The sequence below is a fragment of the Variovorax sp. Soil_C_33 genome, from assembly GCF_057656935.1.
In genome coordinates, this window is record NZ_JBDGJK010000002.1 from 280918 (window position 1) to 297339 (window position 16422).

Annotated in this window: 12 protein-coding genes; 8 read left to right on the forward strand and 4 right to left on the reverse strand. The window is 68.4% G+C overall.

Annotated elements, in window-relative coordinates; genetic code table 11:
- Positions 1 to 55 precede the first annotated feature (55 nt).
- A complete protein-coding gene (locus AC3A6B_RS04280; RefSeq protein WP_487835520.1) occupies positions 56 to 418 on the forward strand; it encodes a response regulator in 363 nt (120 codons plus the stop codon).
- A gap of 26 nt (positions 419 to 444) precedes the next feature.
- Positions 445 to 1101, forward strand: coding sequence for a hypothetical protein (locus AC3A6B_RS04285; RefSeq protein WP_487835521.1), 657 nt, complete (start codon positions 445 to 447; stop codon positions 1099 to 1101).
- Here the strand turns inward: AC3A6B_RS04285 and AC3A6B_RS04290 are convergent.
- The 4 genes from AC3A6B_RS04290 to AC3A6B_RS04305 form a co-directional block, all read right to left on the reverse strand.
- Complete coding sequence (locus AC3A6B_RS04290; protein ID WP_487835522.1) at positions 1035 to 3296, reverse strand: response regulator; 2262 nt, start codon at positions 3294 to 3296, stop codon at positions 1035 to 1037. The two genes, AC3A6B_RS04285 and AC3A6B_RS04290, sit on opposite strands and share 67 nt — an antisense overlap.
- Entirely contained in the window at positions 3281 to 8248 is a 4968-nt protein-coding gene (locus tag AC3A6B_RS04295) for a HAMP domain-containing protein (RefSeq protein WP_487835523.1), read from the reverse strand. Before AC3A6B_RS04295 ends, AC3A6B_RS04290 begins: the two co-directional genes overlap by 16 nt.
- A 115-nt stretch (positions 8249 to 8363) precedes the next feature.
- The gene (locus tag AC3A6B_RS04300; RefSeq protein WP_487835524.1) at positions 8364 to 8813 is read right to left on the reverse strand and encodes an acyl-CoA thioesterase; all 450 of its coding nucleotides are present in this window, start codon (positions 8811 to 8813) and stop codon (positions 8364 to 8366) included.
- Positions 8814 to 8857: 44 nt separating this feature from the next.
- Entirely contained in the window at positions 8858 to 9772 is a 915-nt protein-coding gene (locus AC3A6B_RS04305; RefSeq protein ID WP_487835525.1) for a LysR family transcriptional regulator, read from the reverse strand.
- A gap of 116 nt (positions 9773 to 9888) precedes the next feature.
- Between AC3A6B_RS04305 and gtdA the strand changes: the two genes are divergently transcribed.
- The 6 genes from gtdA (at position 9889) to AC3A6B_RS04335 (ending at position 16373) form a co-directional block, all read left to right on the forward strand.
- Positions 9889 to 10968 carry a gentisate 1,2-dioxygenase gene (gene gtdA, locus AC3A6B_RS04310; protein WP_487835526.1) on the forward strand — a complete coding sequence of 360 codons (1080 nt, stop codon included), beginning with the start codon at positions 9889 to 9891 and terminating at the stop codon, positions 10966 to 10968.
- A gap of 68 nt (positions 10969 to 11036) precedes the next feature.
- Complete coding sequence (locus AC3A6B_RS04315) at positions 11037 to 11741, forward strand: fumarylacetoacetate hydrolase family protein (protein ID WP_487835527.1); 705 nt, start codon at positions 11037 to 11039, stop codon at positions 11739 to 11741.
- Between the two features lie 30 nt (positions 11742 to 11771).
- Positions 11772 to 12992 carry a 3-hydroxybenzoate 6-monooxygenase gene (locus tag AC3A6B_RS04320; RefSeq protein ID WP_487835528.1) on the forward strand — a complete coding sequence of 407 codons (1221 nt, stop codon included), beginning with the start codon at positions 11772 to 11774 and terminating at the stop codon, positions 12990 to 12992.
- A gap of 44 nt (positions 12993 to 13036) precedes the next feature.
- Positions 13037 to 14008: a Bug family tripartite tricarboxylate transporter substrate binding protein gene (locus tag AC3A6B_RS04325; RefSeq protein WP_487835529.1), complete on the forward strand. Its 972-nt coding sequence runs from the start codon at positions 13037 to 13039 to the stop codon at positions 14006 to 14008.
- Between the two features lie 59 nt (positions 14009 to 14067).
- The gene (locus AC3A6B_RS04330) at positions 14068 to 15030 is read left to right on the forward strand and encodes a Bug family tripartite tricarboxylate transporter substrate binding protein (RefSeq protein ID WP_487835530.1); all 963 of its coding nucleotides are present in this window, start codon (positions 14068 to 14070) and stop codon (positions 15028 to 15030) included.
- Positions 15027 to 16373: an FAD-dependent oxidoreductase gene (locus AC3A6B_RS04335; RefSeq protein WP_487835531.1), complete on the forward strand. Its 1347-nt coding sequence runs from the start codon at positions 15027 to 15029 to the stop codon at positions 16371 to 16373. The genes AC3A6B_RS04330 and AC3A6B_RS04335 overlap by 4 nt, the downstream gene beginning before the upstream one ends.
- The last annotated feature ends 49 nt before the right edge of the window (positions 16374 to 16422 follow it).

The following is a 16422-nucleotide window of genomic DNA, read 5'->3' on the forward strand; positions in this document are numbered from 1 at the left end:
ACGCCGCGCTCAGCGGCCGCCCTCGATACTGCAAGCGCTTTCCGGGGGTATTGCTGTGAACGTGCTGATCGTCGACGACAACCAGGCCGCGGCCGATCTGCTGCGGGAACTGCTGGCGCTGCAGGACCATGCGGCGCATTGCAGCTACACCGCGCAACAGGCGCTCGACGCCGCGGCCAAGACAGCCTTCGATGCGGCGCTGGTCGATCTGGTGCTGCCGGATCTCCCCGGCGCCGAGCTGGCGCGGCGCATGCGTGACCAGGCGGGCGACAAGCCGCTGCTGCTGGTCGCGATCTCGGGCTTCAGCGCCGACGAGCCCGGCGGCACGACCGCTCCCGGCCTGTTCGACCATCATCTGCAGAAGCCGATCGACTTCGAAGATCTGGATCGCATCCTGGCGCCGCCTGCTGCACGATGAAGGCAACCCCCGGAGCCCGTAGTTGGATGGCTGCCGGCGTGCGCCACGAACTGCTCACCCGCGTCTTCCCGGCGCTGCGCCACGACCTGGCTTCGCCGGTGTCGGTGATCCGAATGGCCATGCTGATGTTCAAGCGCCTGGCGACGGTGAAGCCTGCCGACACGGCCGCCTGGGAGGAGAGGGTGGCGCTGGTGGAAAGCCAGGTCGGCGCGCTGGCGACCGGGGTGCGTTCCCTACGCGACTGGGAGCTGGCCGTGACCGACGAGGGCGTCACCCGCAGTGCGCTGGTGGCCCAGTGCGCAGGACTGATGCGCGCTGCCTTTGAACTGAACGGCATCCGGCTCCACATCGGCGAGGGACTGGCGCCCGACGAGGGCGAGCCGCGCTTCCCGGCCGGCGCCGCGCTGCGCTACATGTGCCTCGGCGCCCTGAGCTATCTGCACGACGGCGCACCGAAACTCAGCGTGGTGCGCATCGAGCCCGAAGGCGGCGACGCCGTGCGCTTCCAGGCGACGCGCGGAGCGTCGGACCTCACGGAGCCTGCGGATCCGCACCGAGCGCCGCGCAAGCTGGCGATCGATGCTGTCGCGCTGCAGCTGCTGGCCGAAGACCTGGGCTATCTCGTGGCGCTGGAGGGCGATACCGTGCGCCTTTCGCTGGCGCGCCGCTCGAACAACCACTGATGGATGCAGGCCAGGAGCGCATTCGGCTCCGCGGGCTTGACGAAGTGATGGTCGAAGCCGGCACCGAGCGCGGCCTGGCGGTCCTCGTTCTGGCCGTAGCCGGTCAGCGCGATCAGCAGCGCGTCTTCGGTCTCGGGCATTCTTCGCATCCGGCGCGCGACCTCGTAGCCGTCGAGCAGCGGCAGCCCGATGTCCAGCACGACGACGCTGGGCCGGTGTGCCGCTGCGATCGCGAGCGCTTCCTCGCCATCGCCCGCCGTGTGGACGTTGTGTCCTTCGAGCTCGAAAACCGCCGCGATGCCTGCGGCCGCGTCGCGGTTGTCGTCGACGATCAGGACGCGCTGGGGCTCGAGGCGAGGCGCTGACGGGACCACGGGAGCGTTCTGCCCGGCTTCGGGCACGGCCGCGACGCGCGGCAAGCGGATCTTGAACTCGGAGCCCCGGTCCCGCCCTTCGCTGAATACCTCGATCTGGCCGCCGTGCATCTCCGTCAGGCGCCGTGCCAGCGTCAGGCCGACGCCCAGCCCGCCCTGGGCGCGGTCGAGGCCGCGCTTGCCTTGCGCGAAGAGGTCGAAGATGCGCGTCAGCAGTTCCTCGTCGATGCCGATGCCCTGGTCGCGCACCGAGACGACGATGTCGTCTTCCTCGAACCAGGAGGCGAGCGCAATGGCGGTTCCCTCCGGGCTGTACTTGGAGGCGTTGTGCAGCAGGTTGGCGATCACCTGCGTGAGCCTGGCCACGTCGCCCAGAAGCCATGCCGGCTCTTCGGGTATCGCGACGCTCAGCACCTGGCGGCGGCTGTCGATGAAGGGCTGCACCGTTTCCACGCCCTGGCCGATCACGGTATTGAGATCCATCGTCTCGCGCTTCAGCACGATCTTGCCCTGGCTGATGCGCGCGACATCGAGGAGCTCCTCGATCAGGCGCGTCATCTGCCGCAGCTGCCGGTCGGCGATGTCGAGCGCCCACGTGACCCTGGGTTGCGGCGCGGCGACGCGGCGGATCACCTCCATGGCGGTATGGATGGGCGCCAGCGGATTGCGCAGCTCGTGCGACATCATGGCGAGGAACTCGTCCTTGCGCTGGTTGGCCTGCTGCAGCTCTTCCTGCGCCGCCTGCCGCTCGAGGATTTCGCGCTGCAGGATGCGGTAGAGGCGCGCATTCTCGAAGGCCGTCGCGGCCCGGGCCGCCAGCTCGTCGACCATCCCGGCTTCGGCGCCGGCGTTCCGGTCGTCCGGATTCGCGGACGCGACCAGAACCACCCCCAGCACACGTTCCCCGAAGACCATCGGCACGGCCGCGGCCGAGCGCAGCAATGGGAGCTCGGCCGCGGCCGGAGCGAGGCCGAACGATGCGGGAGTGAGCGGCTGCAGCGCTTGCTCCGTCACGGCGGTTCGCCGCCTGCCGTCTGCCGCAGCCCGCAGCGCGGCCCGGATGCCCGGGTCGAGTGCGGATTCGACAACGGCCGAGCATTGAAGTCTCGCGTGGCCCGGCCGCTCGGCCGCGGCAAGCACCTCGCCCGCGCCGAGCTCGGGGTCGACCAGCAGCAGCACGGCGAGCGGCGCCAGGCCTGGCACCAGCAGTTCGACCAGCTGGTTCATCGCGACCGTGATCTCCAGCGATCCGCTGAGCGCACGGCTGGCATGGGCGAGAAATGCGGAGCGCCTGTCGTTCTCCTCCGCGACGCGGCGAGCCGCCTGTGCCGCCATCACCGCGGCCCGCGCATCGGCCTGGCGCCGGACCTGGCGCCGCATCAGGTACAGCGAGACGAAGACGCTCACCTTGCTGCGCAGGATCTCCGGCACCACCGGGGAGAGGATGTAGTCCACCGCACCGAGCGAGTAGCCGCGCGCGGTCTGCATCTCGTCGGCATAGGAGGTGATGAAGATGATCGGCGTGTGGGCGCTGCGCCGATGCAGCCGGATCAGCGTCGCCGTCTCGAAGCCGTCCATGCCGGGCATGTTGACATCGAGCAGGATGACGGCGAACTCGCGCTGCAGGACCTCCCGCAGCGCATCGGTGCCGGAGCGCACCAGCACCAGGTTCTGGCCCAGGTCCTCGAGCACGGTGCGGAAAACCAGCAGCTTCTCGGGCAGATCGTCGACGACCAGTATGTCGGCCTTCTCGTCGAACGGCAGCCCGTCGGGGCCTCGTTCCTCGGGCAGTGCAGGCGACTCGTCTACTTGCACAGCCATCCCCGCAGAACGGCCAGCAGATAGGCCGTGTCCACCGGCTTCGACAGGTAGTCCCAGGCCCCCGCTTCGATGCATTTCTCGCGGTCGCCCTTCATGGCCTTCGCCGTCACGGCGACCAGCGGCAGCTGCTTGCCGCGCGGCAGGCGGCGCAGTTCGCGCATCGTCTGCATGCCATCCATCTCCGGCATCATGATGTCCATGAGGACGATGTCGATGCCGGCGTCCTCCTGCACCAGCCGGATCGCGTCGCGGCCGTTCTCTGCGGACACTATGGACATCCCCTGCGCGTCGAGGATGGTCGCCAGCGCAAAGATGTTGCGCATGTCGTCGTCGACGATCAGCACCTTCTTGCCGGCCAGCGTGCCGGCGCCGGCGTTGACCGCTTCGACTGCTCTTCGCTCCTGCTGGGACATCGAAGCCAGGCTCCGATGCAGGAAGAAGGCCGTCGCGTCGATCAGCCGCTCCGGCGAATCCGCGACGCGCATCGCCGAGCCGCCGTGGCCCGGCTCCCATCCCGGCACGCGGCCGCCCGGGGCCGCGCTGTACAGGACGATCGGCAATTGCCGCGTCGCCGGGCGGGCTTCGGCGAACTCGGCCGTATCCGCGCGGCCGAAGCCGGCCAGCGTGCCGTCGGTCACGAGGCAGTCCACGTCGTTGCGCGCCAGTGCGCCCCTGGCGGCCTCGGCCGTCTCCGCGACCACGATGTCGATCTCGCTGCCGGCCAGCGCCGCGAGATAGCGCTCGCGCAGGGACGAGGCGCGCATGGCGACGACCAGCTTCCTGGCGTCCGCCTGAACGAAGCCGTAGAGATGGCCGAGCGCGGCGTCGATTTCGTCGATCGATTGCAGCGGCTTGGCGAGAAAGCCGACGGCGCCGGAGTTCAGGGCTCGCTCCCGCGAGTCGTCCGTCGAGACCACGCAGACCGGGATGTGCCGCGTCGCGAGGTCGGCCTTCAGGCGCTCGAGGATGCGCCAGCCCTCCATGTCGGGCAGGAAGATGTCGAGTGTGATGAGCCCCGGGCGGTAGTCGCGCGCGAGCGCCAATGCGCCGGCGCCGCTGGGACTGACCAGTCCCTTGAAGCCGCTCTTGCGCCCGGCCTGCAGCAGCATCTTGGAGAAGGCGAGGTCGTTCTCGACGATCAGCAGCACCTTGTCCCCGGAAAGAATGCTGTCGCGGTCGTCCTCTGCGATGTTGAGCGACGGGAGCACGTCGGCTGCATCGCCGCGTTCGGCGGCTGGGTCGGGCTTGGCCCCTGCGGCAACGATGCGCCGCGCCGGCTTCTCCAAATCGGGCCGCAGTTCCGCTGCCCGGCTGCGTGCGGCACGGCGGGAAAGATCCGCCCCGGCCGCGGCCGTGCGGCCGAGCCGGGCGCCGCGCGACGAGCCGTAGTTCTGCGGCAGGTACAGCGTGAAGGTGCTGCCTTGCGCGGGCGTGCTCACCAGGCGGATCTCGCCGCCCAGAAGTCGCGCCAGCTCGCGGCTGATCGCGAGGCCGAGGCCGGTGCCGCCGTATTTTCTGGAGGTCGAACCGTCCGCCTGCTGGAAGGCCTCGAACACGATCTGCTGCTTGTCGGCCGAAATCCCGATGCCGGTATCGGACACGGCGAAGGCCATGACCTGGCCGGCGCGGTTGAGCTCCTCGTTGTCGCGCGACCAGCCGCTGTCCGCGACCTCGACCGTCAGCGCGACCGAACCCTGGTGGGTGAACTTGAACGCATTCGACAGCAGGTTCTTGATGATCTGTTGCAGGCGCTTGGCATCGGTCACGATCGTGTCCGGCAGCGGCCCCGACGCCTGGATGTGGAAGCCGACGTGCTTGGCCTCGGCGACGTGGCGGAAGCTGCGCTCGACCGAGCGCTGCAGGTCGTCCAGCCGCAGCTCGCTGACCTCCACCGCGACCGTTCCGGATTCGATCTTCGACAGGTCCAGGATGTCGTTGATCAGCATCAGCAGGTCGTTGCCCGAGAGGTGGATGGTCTTCGCGAACTCCACCTGCCTGGCCGTCAGGTTGCCCTCGCTGTTCTTGCACAACTGGTCCGACAGGATCAGCAGGCTGTTGAGCGGCGTGCGCAGCTCGTGCGACATGTTGGCCAGGAACTCGGACTTGTACTTGGAGGTGAGCGCGAGCTGCTCCGCCTTTTCCTCCAGCGCCTGGCGTGCCTGCTCCACCTCCTGGTTCTTGCGTTCCACCTCCTGGTTCTGGTGCACCAGAAGCCGCGCCTTTTCCTGCAGCGCCTCGTTGGTCTGTTGAAGCTCGAGCTGGCGGCTCTGCAGCTCCTCGGCCAGCGACTGCGACTGGGTCAGCAGGTCCTCGGTGCGCATGTTGGCGGCGATGGTGTTGATCACGATGCCGATGGACTCGGTCAACTGGTCCAGGAAGGCCTGGTGCGCCGGGTTGAAGCGCTCCAGAGACGCCAGCTCCAGCACGCCCCGCACCTCGCCCTCGAAGATCACCGGCAGCACGATCACGTCCATGGCCGCGCCTTCGGACAGGCCCGTGACGATGCGAAACGCCGTGCTCGGCACGTTGGTCAGGAGAATCTTCGACTTCTCGACCGCGCACTGGCCGACCAGGCCCTGGCCCAGTTCGAGCTCCTTGCCGTGCGAGGTCTGGCCGCCGGAGGCATAGCTGGCAAAGAGCTTCAGCTTCGGCGTGGCCGTGGCGGTGCTCAGCACATAGAACTCCGCCTGCTGCGCACCCACCACCGGCGCCAACTCGGACAGGATCAGCTGCCCCACCGTGAGCAGGTCCTTCTGGCCCTGGAGCATGCGGCTGAACTTGGCGAGGTTGGTCTTGAGCCAGTCCTGCTCGGTGTTCTTCTGCGTCGTGTCCTTCAGGTTGCGGATCATCTCGTTGATCGTGTCCTTCAGCGCCGCGACCTCGCCCTGGGCCTTCACGGTGATGGAGCGGGTCAGGTCGCCCTGCGTCACCGCCGTGGCCACCTCCGCGATGGCGCGCACCTGGGTCGTCAGGTTGGCTGCCAGCTGGTTCACGTTCTCGGTCAGGCCCTTCCAGGTGCCGGCGGCCCCGGGCACTTTCGCCTGGCCGCCCAGCTTGCCTTCGACGCCGACCTCGCGCGCGACGGTCGTCACCTGGTCGGCAAAGGTGGCGAGCGTGTCGGTCATGCTGTTGATGGTTTCGGCCAGCGCCGCGATCTCGCCCTTGGCCTCGACAGTCAGCTTCTGCTGCAGATCGCCGTTGGCCACCGCCGTCACCACCTTCGCGATGCCGCGCACCTGGCCGGTCAGGTTGCCGGCCATGGAGTTGACGTTGTCCGTGAGGTCCTTCCAGGTCCCCGAGACGTCGCGCACCTGGGCCTGGCCGCCGAGACGGCCTTCGGTGCCGACCTCGCGCGCCACCCGCGTCACTTCGGCGGCGAAGGAGGAGAGCTGGTCCACCATCGTGTTGATGGTGGCCTTCAGCTCCAGGATCTCGCCCTTCACGTCGACGGTGATCTTCTTGGAGAGGTCGCCGGTGGCCACCGCCTTGGTGACGTCGGCGATGTTGCGCACCTGGCTGGTCAGGTTCGAGGCCATCAGGTTGACCGAGTCCGTCAGGTCCTTCCAGGTGCCGGCCACGCCCTGCACGTCGGCCTGGCCGCCGAGAATGCCCTCGGTACCGACCTCCAGCGCCACCCGCGTGACCTCGGCGGCGAAGGAGCGCAGCTGGTCGACCATCGTGTTGACGGTGTTCTTCAGCTCGGAAATTTCGCCCTTCACGTCCACCGTGATCTTCTTGGAGAGGTCGCCGGCCGCCACCGCCTTGGTCACGTCGGCGATGTTGCGCACCTGGGAGGTCAGGTTGCCGGCCATGAAGTTGACCGACTCGGTCAGGTCCTTCCAGGTGCCGGCCACGCCCTGCACGTCGGCCTGTCCGCCCAGCTTGCCCTCGGTGCCCACTTCGCGCGCCACGCGCGTGACCTCGGCCGCGAAGGAGCGCAGCTGGTCGACCATGGTGTTGACCGTGTTCTTGAGCTCGAGGATCTCGCCCTTCACGTCGACCGTGATCTTCTTGGAGAGGTCGCCGGCCGCCACCGCCTTGGTCACGTCGGCGATGTTGCGCACCTGGCTGGTCAGGTTGCCGGCCATCGAGTTCACCGAGTCGGTCAGGTCCTTCCAGGTGCCCGAGACGCCTTCGACCCGCGCCTGCCCGCCCAGGGAGCCTTCCGTTCCGACCTCGCGCGCCACCCGCGTCACTTCCGATGCGAAGGAGCGCAGCTGGTCGACCATGGTGTTGATCGTGTTCTTCAGGGTCAGGAATTCGCCCTTGACGTCGACATCGATCTTCTTCGACAGGTCGCCCTTGGCCACCGCGGTCGTCACGTCGGCGATGTTGCGCACCTGGTCGGTCAGGTTGCCCGCCATGGAGTTGACGGAATCGGTCAGGTCCTTCCAGGTGCCGGCCACGCCCTTCACCTTGGCCTGGCCGCCGAGCTTGCCCTCGGTTCCGACCTCGCGCGCCACGCGCGTCACCTCGGCCGAGAAGTTGCCCAGCTGCTCCACCATCTTGTTGATGGTCTTGGCCGTGCGGAGAAACTCGCCTTCCAGCTCGCGCCCGTCGACTTCCAGCGCCATGCTCTTCGACAGGTCGCCCTGGGCCACGGCGCCGATCACGCGCGCGACTTCGGTGGTCGGATGCACGAGATCGTCGATCAGCGCATTCACGCATTCGACCGACTCGCCCCAGAAGCCGCGCCTTTCGGCCAGCACCGCGCGCTGCTTGAGCTTGCCTTCCTTGCCGACCACCTGGCGCAGGCGCACCAGCTCGGCGGCCAGCGCGGCGTTCTGCTCGACCAGGTCGTTGAAGACGTCGGCGACCTTGCCGGAAAGCCCGGCCCAGTGCGCCGGCAGCCGGACCTTGGCATCGCCCTTGCGGAACCGGGTCAGCGCATCCAGCAGCGTTGCCATCTCGTCCACTGAGCTGGTCGCCACGGACTTGTCCAGAACGTTCATCTCTTGCCCCTGCAGAGTGAGGAAAAAGTGCCTTGGACGAAAGCGGCGTGCCTCGGCACGCCGCAGTGTAGCCAGGGCGCGCCCGCTGTGGCGTAAGCCGCCGCAGCGTTTACGGCTAGCCGGCGCCCGAAGCGGCGCGCGAAGCCTCGAGGTGTGTGCGTGCCCGCTCCGCCAGTGCCATCTCGCCCGGCGTTTCGGGCGTGTAGCTGTCGACCGGCAGCGGCCGGCCGTGCGAGTCGACCGAGACGAAGACGACCAGGCACTCGGTGGTCTTCTGCATCTCGCCGCCCTTCATGTCGCCGCTGCGCACCTCGACCGAGATGTTCATGCTGCTGCTGCCGGTGTAGGCCAGGCGCGCCTCGACCTCGACCAGGTCGCCGATCATGATCGGCCGGTGGAAGCGGATGCTGCCGATGAACACCGTCACGCAGTAGCGCTTGGACCAGCTGGTCGCGCAGGCGTAGCCGGCCTCGTCGATCCACTTCATGACGGTGCCGCCGTGGACCTTGCCGCCGAAATTGACGGTGCTGGGTTCGGCCAGAAAACGCAGGGTGATGGAGCTCATGATTGCCTGGGCGATAAGTTGATGTCGTGGGGCGCCCGCGGCGATTATGGAAGCGCCTGGTGGGTTTGGGGGGCGAAAAGTTGGGCCACGGTGCGCCTGAGCCACGCATTGCCAGGATCCGCATGGAAGCGCTCGTGCCAGTGCTGCTTGACCGCATAGGAAGGCAGCGCGAAAGGCGGCTCCAGCAGCTTCACCGGCTCCTGCGTGGCCAGCACCTCGCCGAGGATGCGCGGCACGATCACAATCAGCTCGGTGTGGGCCACGATGCGCGCCACGCTGAGAAAGCTCGACAGCCGAACGACCACGTTGCGCGCCAGGCCCAGGCGCGCGATGGTCTTGTCGACGATCGCATGGCCGGTGCCGGAGGACGAGATCACCGCGTGCGCCTCGGCCTCGAAGCGTTTCCTCGTGAGCCGCTCGCCGATGCGCGGATGGTTCCGCGCCGCCAGGCAGACGAAGTTCTGCATGAAGAGCGTCTGCTGGTAGAAGCCGGCATCGAGCTGCGGCATAAAGCCCACCGCCAGGTCAACCTCGCCGTCCTCCAGCCGACGGCCGCTCGCGGTCGAGATGATCTCGGTCTCGATGTGCACGCCGGGCGCCGTGCGGCGCAGGTGATCGAGCAGCCCGGGCAGCAGCACCACCTCGCTGATGTCGGTCATGCAGATGCGGAAGTTGCGGCTCGCCGCGCCGGGGTCGAAGCTCGCGCGGCTGCCGCGCGCCTGCTCGAGCTGGGCGAGCGCCTCCCGCACGTGGGTGTAGATGCGCTGGGCGTAGGGCGTGGGCTGCATGCCCTGCGCGGTGCGCGCGAACAGCCGGTCGTCGAAATGCGCGCGCAGCTTGTTGAGCATGGTGCTGGCCGCGGCCTGCGCCATGTCGAGGCGCTCGGCCGCCTTCGAGACGCTGCCGGTCTTGTAGACCTCGTCGAAGACCGCGAGCCATTCGAGATCGAGCTTGGACATGGGATTCCTCGGGTGGGATGCAGCGACCATTATCGAAAAATCGGATTCCAGGTATTGGCTGTGCGTCTTGAACAAATAGTGGTACGGGCGAACAATGCGGTCATTCCCCCGGAGACATGCCACAAATGAGCACCGCCCCCCAGGCCGCGCGCGCCGACGCCGCCGAGCGCCGCGACTACTACGAGCGCATCCGCCCGCTGCACCTCACGCCGTTGTGGGAATCGCTGCACGCCCTAGTGCCGCGCGAGCCGCAGACGCCCTGCGTGCCGGCGCTGTGGCGCTACGACGAGATCCGCCCGCTGCTGATGGAATCGGCCGCGCTCATCACGGCCGAAGAGGCGGTGCGCCGGGTGCTGGTGCTGGAGAACCCGGCAATCCCGGGCCGCTCGTCGATCACGCAATCGCTCTATGCCGGGCTGCAGCTCATCATGCCGGGAGAGGTCGCGCCCTCGCACCGGCACGTGCAGTCGGCGCTGCGCTTCATCGTCGACGGCAAGGGCGCCTACACCACGGTGGGCGGCGAGCGCACCACCATGTACCCGGGCGACTTCATCATCACGCCCTCGTGGGCCTGGCACGACCACGGCAACGAGGGCATCGAAGGCGTGGCCGAGCCGGTGGTGTGGCTCGACGGGCTCGACATCCCGATGCTGCGCTTCTTCGATGCCGGCTTCGCCGAGAACGACGATGCCAAGGTGCAGCATGTCGCGCGGCCCGAGGGGCACAGCCTGGCGCGCTTCGGCCACAACATGGTGCCGGTGCGCCACGACCACAGCACGCCCACCTCGCCGATCTTCAACTACCCCTATGTGCGCAGCCGCGAGGCGCTGGCGCAACTGCAGAAGCAGGAAGCGCCCGATGCCTGGCTGGGCCACAAGCTGCGCTACATCAACCCGCTGACCGGCGGCGCGCCGATGCCGACCATCGGAACCAACCTCCAACTGCTGCCCAAGGGTTTTGCCGGCAGGACGCACCGCGCGACCGATGGCGCGGTCTACAGCGTGGTCGAGGGCCGCGGAACGGCCGAGATCGGCGGCCAGCGCTTCGACTTCGGACCGCGCGACACCTTCGTCGTGCCTTCGTGGGCGCCGCTGCGCCTCTCCGCGAGCGATGAGGTGGTGCTGTTCAGCTTCTCCGATCGCCCGGTGCAGCAGGCGATGGGTGTGCTGCGCGAAGCCTTTCTCGAGAACGCCTGATTCGCGGCTGCTTGGCGGCAGCCTGTTTTTTCTTGACCCACATGCGCCGCGCTGCGGCAGGAGCCTTCATGTCTTTCGTCGTCACTCCCCCGGCCGTCGTCGGCCTCCCTGTCGCAGGCTCGACCGACCTGTTCCCCGTGCGCCGCGTCTACTGCGTGGGCCGCAACTACGCGGCACATGCGCGCGAGATGGGCTTCGACCCCGACCGCGAACCGCCCTTCTTCTTCTGCAAGCCGAACGACGATGCGTCGATCGTTCCGGTGCCTGCCGGCGAGACGGTGGGCATTCCCTATCCGGGCCAGACCGCCAACTACCACTACGAAGCCGAGCTGGTGGTGCTGATCGGCGAGGGCGGCCGCGACATCGCGGTCGAGGACGCGGCTGCGCACATCTACGGCTACGCGGTCGGCCTCGACATGACGCGCCGCGACCTGCAGATGAAGATGCGCGAGCAGGGCCGGCCCTGGGAGATCGGCAAGGCCTTCGACTTCTCGGCGCCGGTCGGCGTGGTGCGCCGTCGCGAGGAAGCCGGCGAGATCACGTCCGGCGCGATCGTGCTCGAAGTGAACGGCGAAACGCGCCAGAAGAGCGACATCCGCAACCTGATCTGGTCGGTGAACGAGGTCATCGCGAACCTCTCGACCTTGTTCGCGTTGCAGCCCGGCGACCTGATCTTCACCGGCACGCCCGAAGGCGTGGGCGCGGTGCAGCGCGGGCAGACCATGCAGGTGCGCATCGACGGCCTGGAGTCGATCTCAGTTCGCATCGGCTGAGTTCGCAAGCACAACAGGGAGACAGACATCATGGGCACCCCACGACAAGACAAGCCCTCCGTGCTGCTGGTCGGCGGCGGCATCGGCGGCATGGCCGCGGCGCTGGCACTGGCGCGGCTGGGGATCTCGATCGACCTGCTGGAGCAGAGCGCCGCCATCGGAGAGATCGGCGCCGGCCTGCAGCTCGGCCCCAATGCCTTCGCGGCGCTCGATGCGCTGGGCGTCGGCGAGGCGGTGCGGCGGGGCTCGGTCTTCACCGACCGGCTGGTGATGATGGATGCGGTCGATTGCAGCGAGGTGGCCTCGGTGCCGGTGGGCGAGGCCTTCCGCGCGCGCTTTCGCAATCCGTATGCGGTGAGCCACCGCGCCGACCTGCACGGCGCGATCCACGAGGCGGTCAGGGAGCATCCGCTGATCCGCTTCCACACCTCGGCGCAGGTGGAGCATCTCGATATCGGCAGCAGCGGCGTGACGGCGGTCACGCGCGACGGCCGGCGCTTCCAGGCCGATGCGATCGTCGGCTGCGACGGCGTCAAGTCGGTGGTGCGCGCCAGGCTCATCGGCGATGCGCCGCGCGTCTCGGGCCACGTGGTCTACCGCGCGGTGGTGCCGGCCGCCGACATGCCCGAAGACCTGCGCTGGAACGCGCCGGTGGTGTGGGCCGGCCCCAATTGCCACCTGGTGCACTACCCGTTGCGTCACGGCGAGCAGTACAACCTGGTCGTGACCTTCCACAGCCGCGAGCAGGAAGAGTGGGGCGTGACCGAAGGCAGCAGGAAGGAAGTGCTGTCCTACTTCGAAGGCGTGCACGCGCGCCCGCGCCAGCTGCTGGACCGGCCCAGCTCGTGGCGTCGCTGGAGCACCGCCGACCGCGATCCGGTCGCGAACTGGAGCGAAGGCCCGGCCACGCTCTTGGGCGATGCGGCCCATCCGATGATGCAGTACCTCGCGCAGGGCGCCTGCATGGCGCTCGAAGATGCGGTGACGCTGGGCGCGGCCGTCGAGGCCTGCGAGTTCGACCTGCCCGCCGCGTTCCAACTCTATGCGTCGGCACGCGTGGCGCGCACCGCGCGCGTCGTGCTGTCGGTGCGCGAGATGGGCCGGCTCTACCACGCCAAGGGCATTGAGCGGCTGGTACGCAACAGCCTCTGGATCGGCCGCACCCCCGAGCGCTTCTACGACGCAGTCGAATGGCTTTACGCATGGAGCCCGGCCAAGTGCCTGGCCGACGCGCCGCGCACCGCGGCCTGAGACAACCCGCCTTATTTCAACGACACACCACGGAGACAAACTGCATGAAACCCACCCTCCTGCTGATCGCCGGCCTCGCCGCCTTCTTCAGCTTCGGCGCCGCGGCGCAATCGGCCGCCGACTACCCGAGCAAGCCCGTCACCCTGGTCACCCCCTTTGCCGCCGGCAGCGGGCCCGACGCCGTGCTGCGCCTGATCTCCGACAAGCTGGGGCGGCTCTGGAACCAGCGCGTGGTGGTGGACAACAGACCCGGCGGCGGCGGCTTCATCGCCATCGACCAGGCCCGGCGCGCCGCGCCCGACGGCTACACGCTGCTGCAGCTCGACAGCGAGCATGTCGCCGCGCTGCCGCATCTGTACAAGTCGCGCAACTTCGTGACGCTGCAGCATTTCGACCCGGTGGCCTCGCTGTTCCGCACGCCCTTCTTCGTCGCCGTGTCCAGCGACTCGAAGTGGAAGAACATGAGCGACCTGGTCGCTGCCGCCAAGTCCAACCCGCTGAGCTACGGTTCCTGGGGCGTCGGCAGCGCCGGCCACCTGGGCGCGCAGCAGCTGGAGTCCCTGACCGGGGTGCACATGCAGCATGTACCCTACCGCGAGGTCTCGCAGCTCTACGCCAACGTGGGCTCGGGCGATGTGCCGTGGAGCTTCGCCACCATCCCCTCCAGCCAGGGCGTGTACAAGGCCGGCAAGCTGCGCTACATCGCGATCGCGGCGCCCCAGCGCATTCCGCAGATGCCCGATGTGCCCACCATGGCCGAGGCCGGCGGCCCGGCGAGCCTGCAGGTGAGCTCTTTCGTCTCGCTGCTCACGCCCAAGGGCGTATCGCCGGCGGTCAAGGCGAAGATCAATGCCGACGTCGCCAAGGTCATCGCCGACCCCGAGATCCGCGCGCGCTTCGACACCTTTGCCTTCGAGCCGCTGGCCTGGTCGCCCGAGGAGATCCAGCGGCAGGCCGAGGCCAAGTCCAAGGTCTATGGGGAACTGGTTCGCCGGGGCAATATCAGCCTCGAGTAACGCTTGGTCACAGGTCGGCTTTATCCTTCGCTTCTCTTTCCATTCCCGCTTCACTTCCCATGCAGTTTTCCAAGAGAGCTCTTTTGATCGCCGCCTGTGCGCTGCCGCTGGCCGCCGCGGCGCAGAACGGCGCCTGGCCCACCAAGCCGATCCGCCTGATCGTGGGCTTCCCCGGCGGCTCGACGCCCGATATCGCGGCGCGCACCATCGCCGAACCGCTGGCCAAGGCGCTTGGCCAGCCGGTGGTGGTCGACAACAAGCCGGGCGCCTCGGGCAACATCGCGGCCGACCAGGTGGCCAAGGCGACCGACGATCACACCCTCGGCGTGGTCATCAACGGCAACCTGACCTCGTCGAAGATGCTCTACTCCAGGCTGCCCTACGACCCGGCCAAGGACTTCACCTACCTCTCGCTGCTCACCACTGCGCCGCTGGTGCTGGTGGCGCAGAACAGCCTGCCCAGCGGCGCCGCCTTCGTCGACGCGGCGCGCAAGAGCGAGGACAAGTGGAGCTACGGTTCCGTGGGCGTGGGCTCGGTGGGCCACCTGGGCATGGAGCTGCTCAAGGGGCGCGTGCCGGGCCTGAAGGCGGTGCATGTGCCCTACCAGGGCAATCCGCAGGTCATGACCGACCTGATCGGCAACCAGATCCAGATGGCGCTGATCCCGCCCGGCGTGGCCATGCCCCAGGTCAAGGCCGGCAAGGTCAAGGCGATCGGCATCACGAGCGGGCGCAGCACGCTGGTGCCCGAGCTGGCGCCGCTGGCCGATGCCGGCGTGAAGGACTTCAATCTCGAGGTGTGGACCGCGCTGCTCGGCCCGGCCAACCTGTCCAAGGCCGCGCAGGAGCGCATCACGCGCGAGCTCGCCGTCATCATGAAGACGCCCGAAGTGCGGCAGAAGCTGTTCGAGCAGGGCTGGCAGGCGGTCGGCACCTCGCCCGACGGCATGCGCACGCGCGTGAAGGAAGAGGCGGCGATCATGACGAAGATCATTTCGACCAACAACATCAAGCTGCAATGAGCGCTTCCATCATCGAGCCTGCGCGCAGCCTGCCGGTCTTCGGCGAATACGACGTGGTCGTGGTCGGCGGCGGTCCGGCCGGCATCGCGGCCAGCGTCAGCGCCGCGCGCCATGGCGCGCGCACGCTGCTGGTGGAACGCTACGGCTTCCTCGGCGGCATGGGCACCGCCGGCGGCGTGACCAACTTCGCGGGCCTCTACGGCAAGCGCGGTGGCGAGATGACGCAGCTGGTGCACGGCGTGGTCGACGAGCTGCTCGCACGCATCGATGCAATGGGCGGGCTCAACAAGCCGCAGGACGGCATGCAGGGCCGCATCCGCGTGCGCTCCTACGACACCTCGATCTACAAGTGCGCGGCCGACCGGCTGCTGCTCGATGCCGGTGTCGAGCTGCTGTTCCACGCCTGGGCCGCGGCCGTGGTGATGGAAGGCCCGCGCATCGCCGCGCTGGTGGTCGAGACCAAGTCGGGCCGGCAGGCGATCCGCGCCAATGCCTTCGTCGACGGCAGCGGCGATGCCGATGTCGCGGTCTTCGCGGGCGTACCCTTCGCCGTCGGCGACGGCCGTGGCAGCGGTCTCTTTCCGTCCACCATGTTCCGCGTCGGCCATGTGGATGCGCCGCGCGCGCTGGCCGCGGTGGGCGAGTTCAAGGCCATCAACGACCTGATGGCGAAGGCGCGCGAGCGCGACCCCGAGGCCTATCGCTTCCCGCGCGAAGGCGCGATCCTCAGGCCGCAGATCGACCCGCGCGAATGGCGCGCCAATGTCACGCAGATCCGCAACGCCCGCGGCGACGCCATGAACGGCGTGGACGCGCGCGAGCTCAGCGACGGCGAGGTCGAGGGCCGGCGCCAGATCGGCGAGTACTTCCGCTTCCTGAAGGCCGAAGTGCCGGGCTTCGAGCAATCGGCCATCGTCGAGATCGCGCCGCAGGTCGGCATCCGCGAGACGCGGCGCATCGAGGGGCTCTATGCGCTCACCGGCGAAGACATCCTGTCTTCGGCGCGCTTCGACGACAGCATCGGCATCAACGCCTGGCCGATGGAAATGCATGCCGCCGGCAAGATCGAATGGGCCTTCCCGCGCGACGAAACGCGCACCTACAACCAGCTGCCCTGGCGCATGCTGGTGCCGCGCCGCGTCGACAACCTGCTGGTGGCCGGACGCTGCGCCTCGATGACGCACGAGGGCCAGTCGGCCGCGCGGGCCAGCGGCGGCTGCTTCGTCATGGGGCAGGCCGCGGGGACGGCGGCGGCTTCGCTGGGCAGCGGCAGCTTTGCGACGGTCGATGTGCCGGCGCTGCAGAAGAAGCTGGTCGCCGACGGCGCCGAGCTCGATCGATAGCAGCAAGCCGCCGGCGGGACAGCGCCGCGGCATCCTCTTTGCTATCTTC

Bases quoted from the DNA above. Each gene is read 5' to 3' on its own strand.
- AC3A6B_RS04285 (WP_487835521.1), top strand. From the start codon at position 445: ATGGCTGCCGGCGTGCGCCACGAACTGCTCACCCGCGTCTTCCCGGCG.
- AC3A6B_RS04290 (WP_487835522.1), bottom strand. From the start codon at position 3,296: ATGGCTGTGCAAGTAGACGAGTCGCCTGCACTGCCCGAGGAACGAGGC.
- AC3A6B_RS04295 (WP_487835523.1), bottom strand. From the start codon at position 8,248: ATGAACGTTCTGGACAAGTCCGTGGCGACCAGCTCAGTGGACGAGATG.
- AC3A6B_RS04300 (WP_487835524.1), bottom strand. From the start codon at position 8,813: ATGAGCTCCATCACCCTGCGTTTTCTGGCCGAACCCAGCACCGTCAAT.
- AC3A6B_RS04305 (WP_487835525.1), bottom strand. From the start codon at position 9,772: ATGTCCAAGCTCGATCTCGAATGGCTCGCGGTCTTCGACGAGGTCTAC.
- gtdA (WP_487835526.1), top strand. From the start codon at position 9,889: ATGCCACAAATGAGCACCGCCCCCCAGGCCGCGCGCGCCGACGCCGCC.
- AC3A6B_RS04315 (WP_487835527.1), top strand. From the start codon at position 11,037: ATGTCTTTCGTCGTCACTCCCCCGGCCGTCGTCGGCCTCCCTGTCGCA.
- AC3A6B_RS04320 (WP_487835528.1), top strand. From the start codon at position 11,772: ATGGGCACCCCACGACAAGACAAGCCCTCCGTGCTGCTGGTCGGCGGC.
- AC3A6B_RS04325 (WP_487835529.1), top strand. From the start codon at position 13,037: ATGAAACCCACCCTCCTGCTGATCGCCGGCCTCGCCGCCTTCTTCAGC.
- AC3A6B_RS04330 (WP_487835530.1), top strand. From the start codon at position 14,068: ATGCAGTTTTCCAAGAGAGCTCTTTTGATCGCCGCCTGTGCGCTGCCG.
- AC3A6B_RS04335 (WP_487835531.1), top strand. From the start codon at position 15,027: ATGAGCGCTTCCATCATCGAGCCTGCGCGCAGCCTGCCGGTCTTCGGC.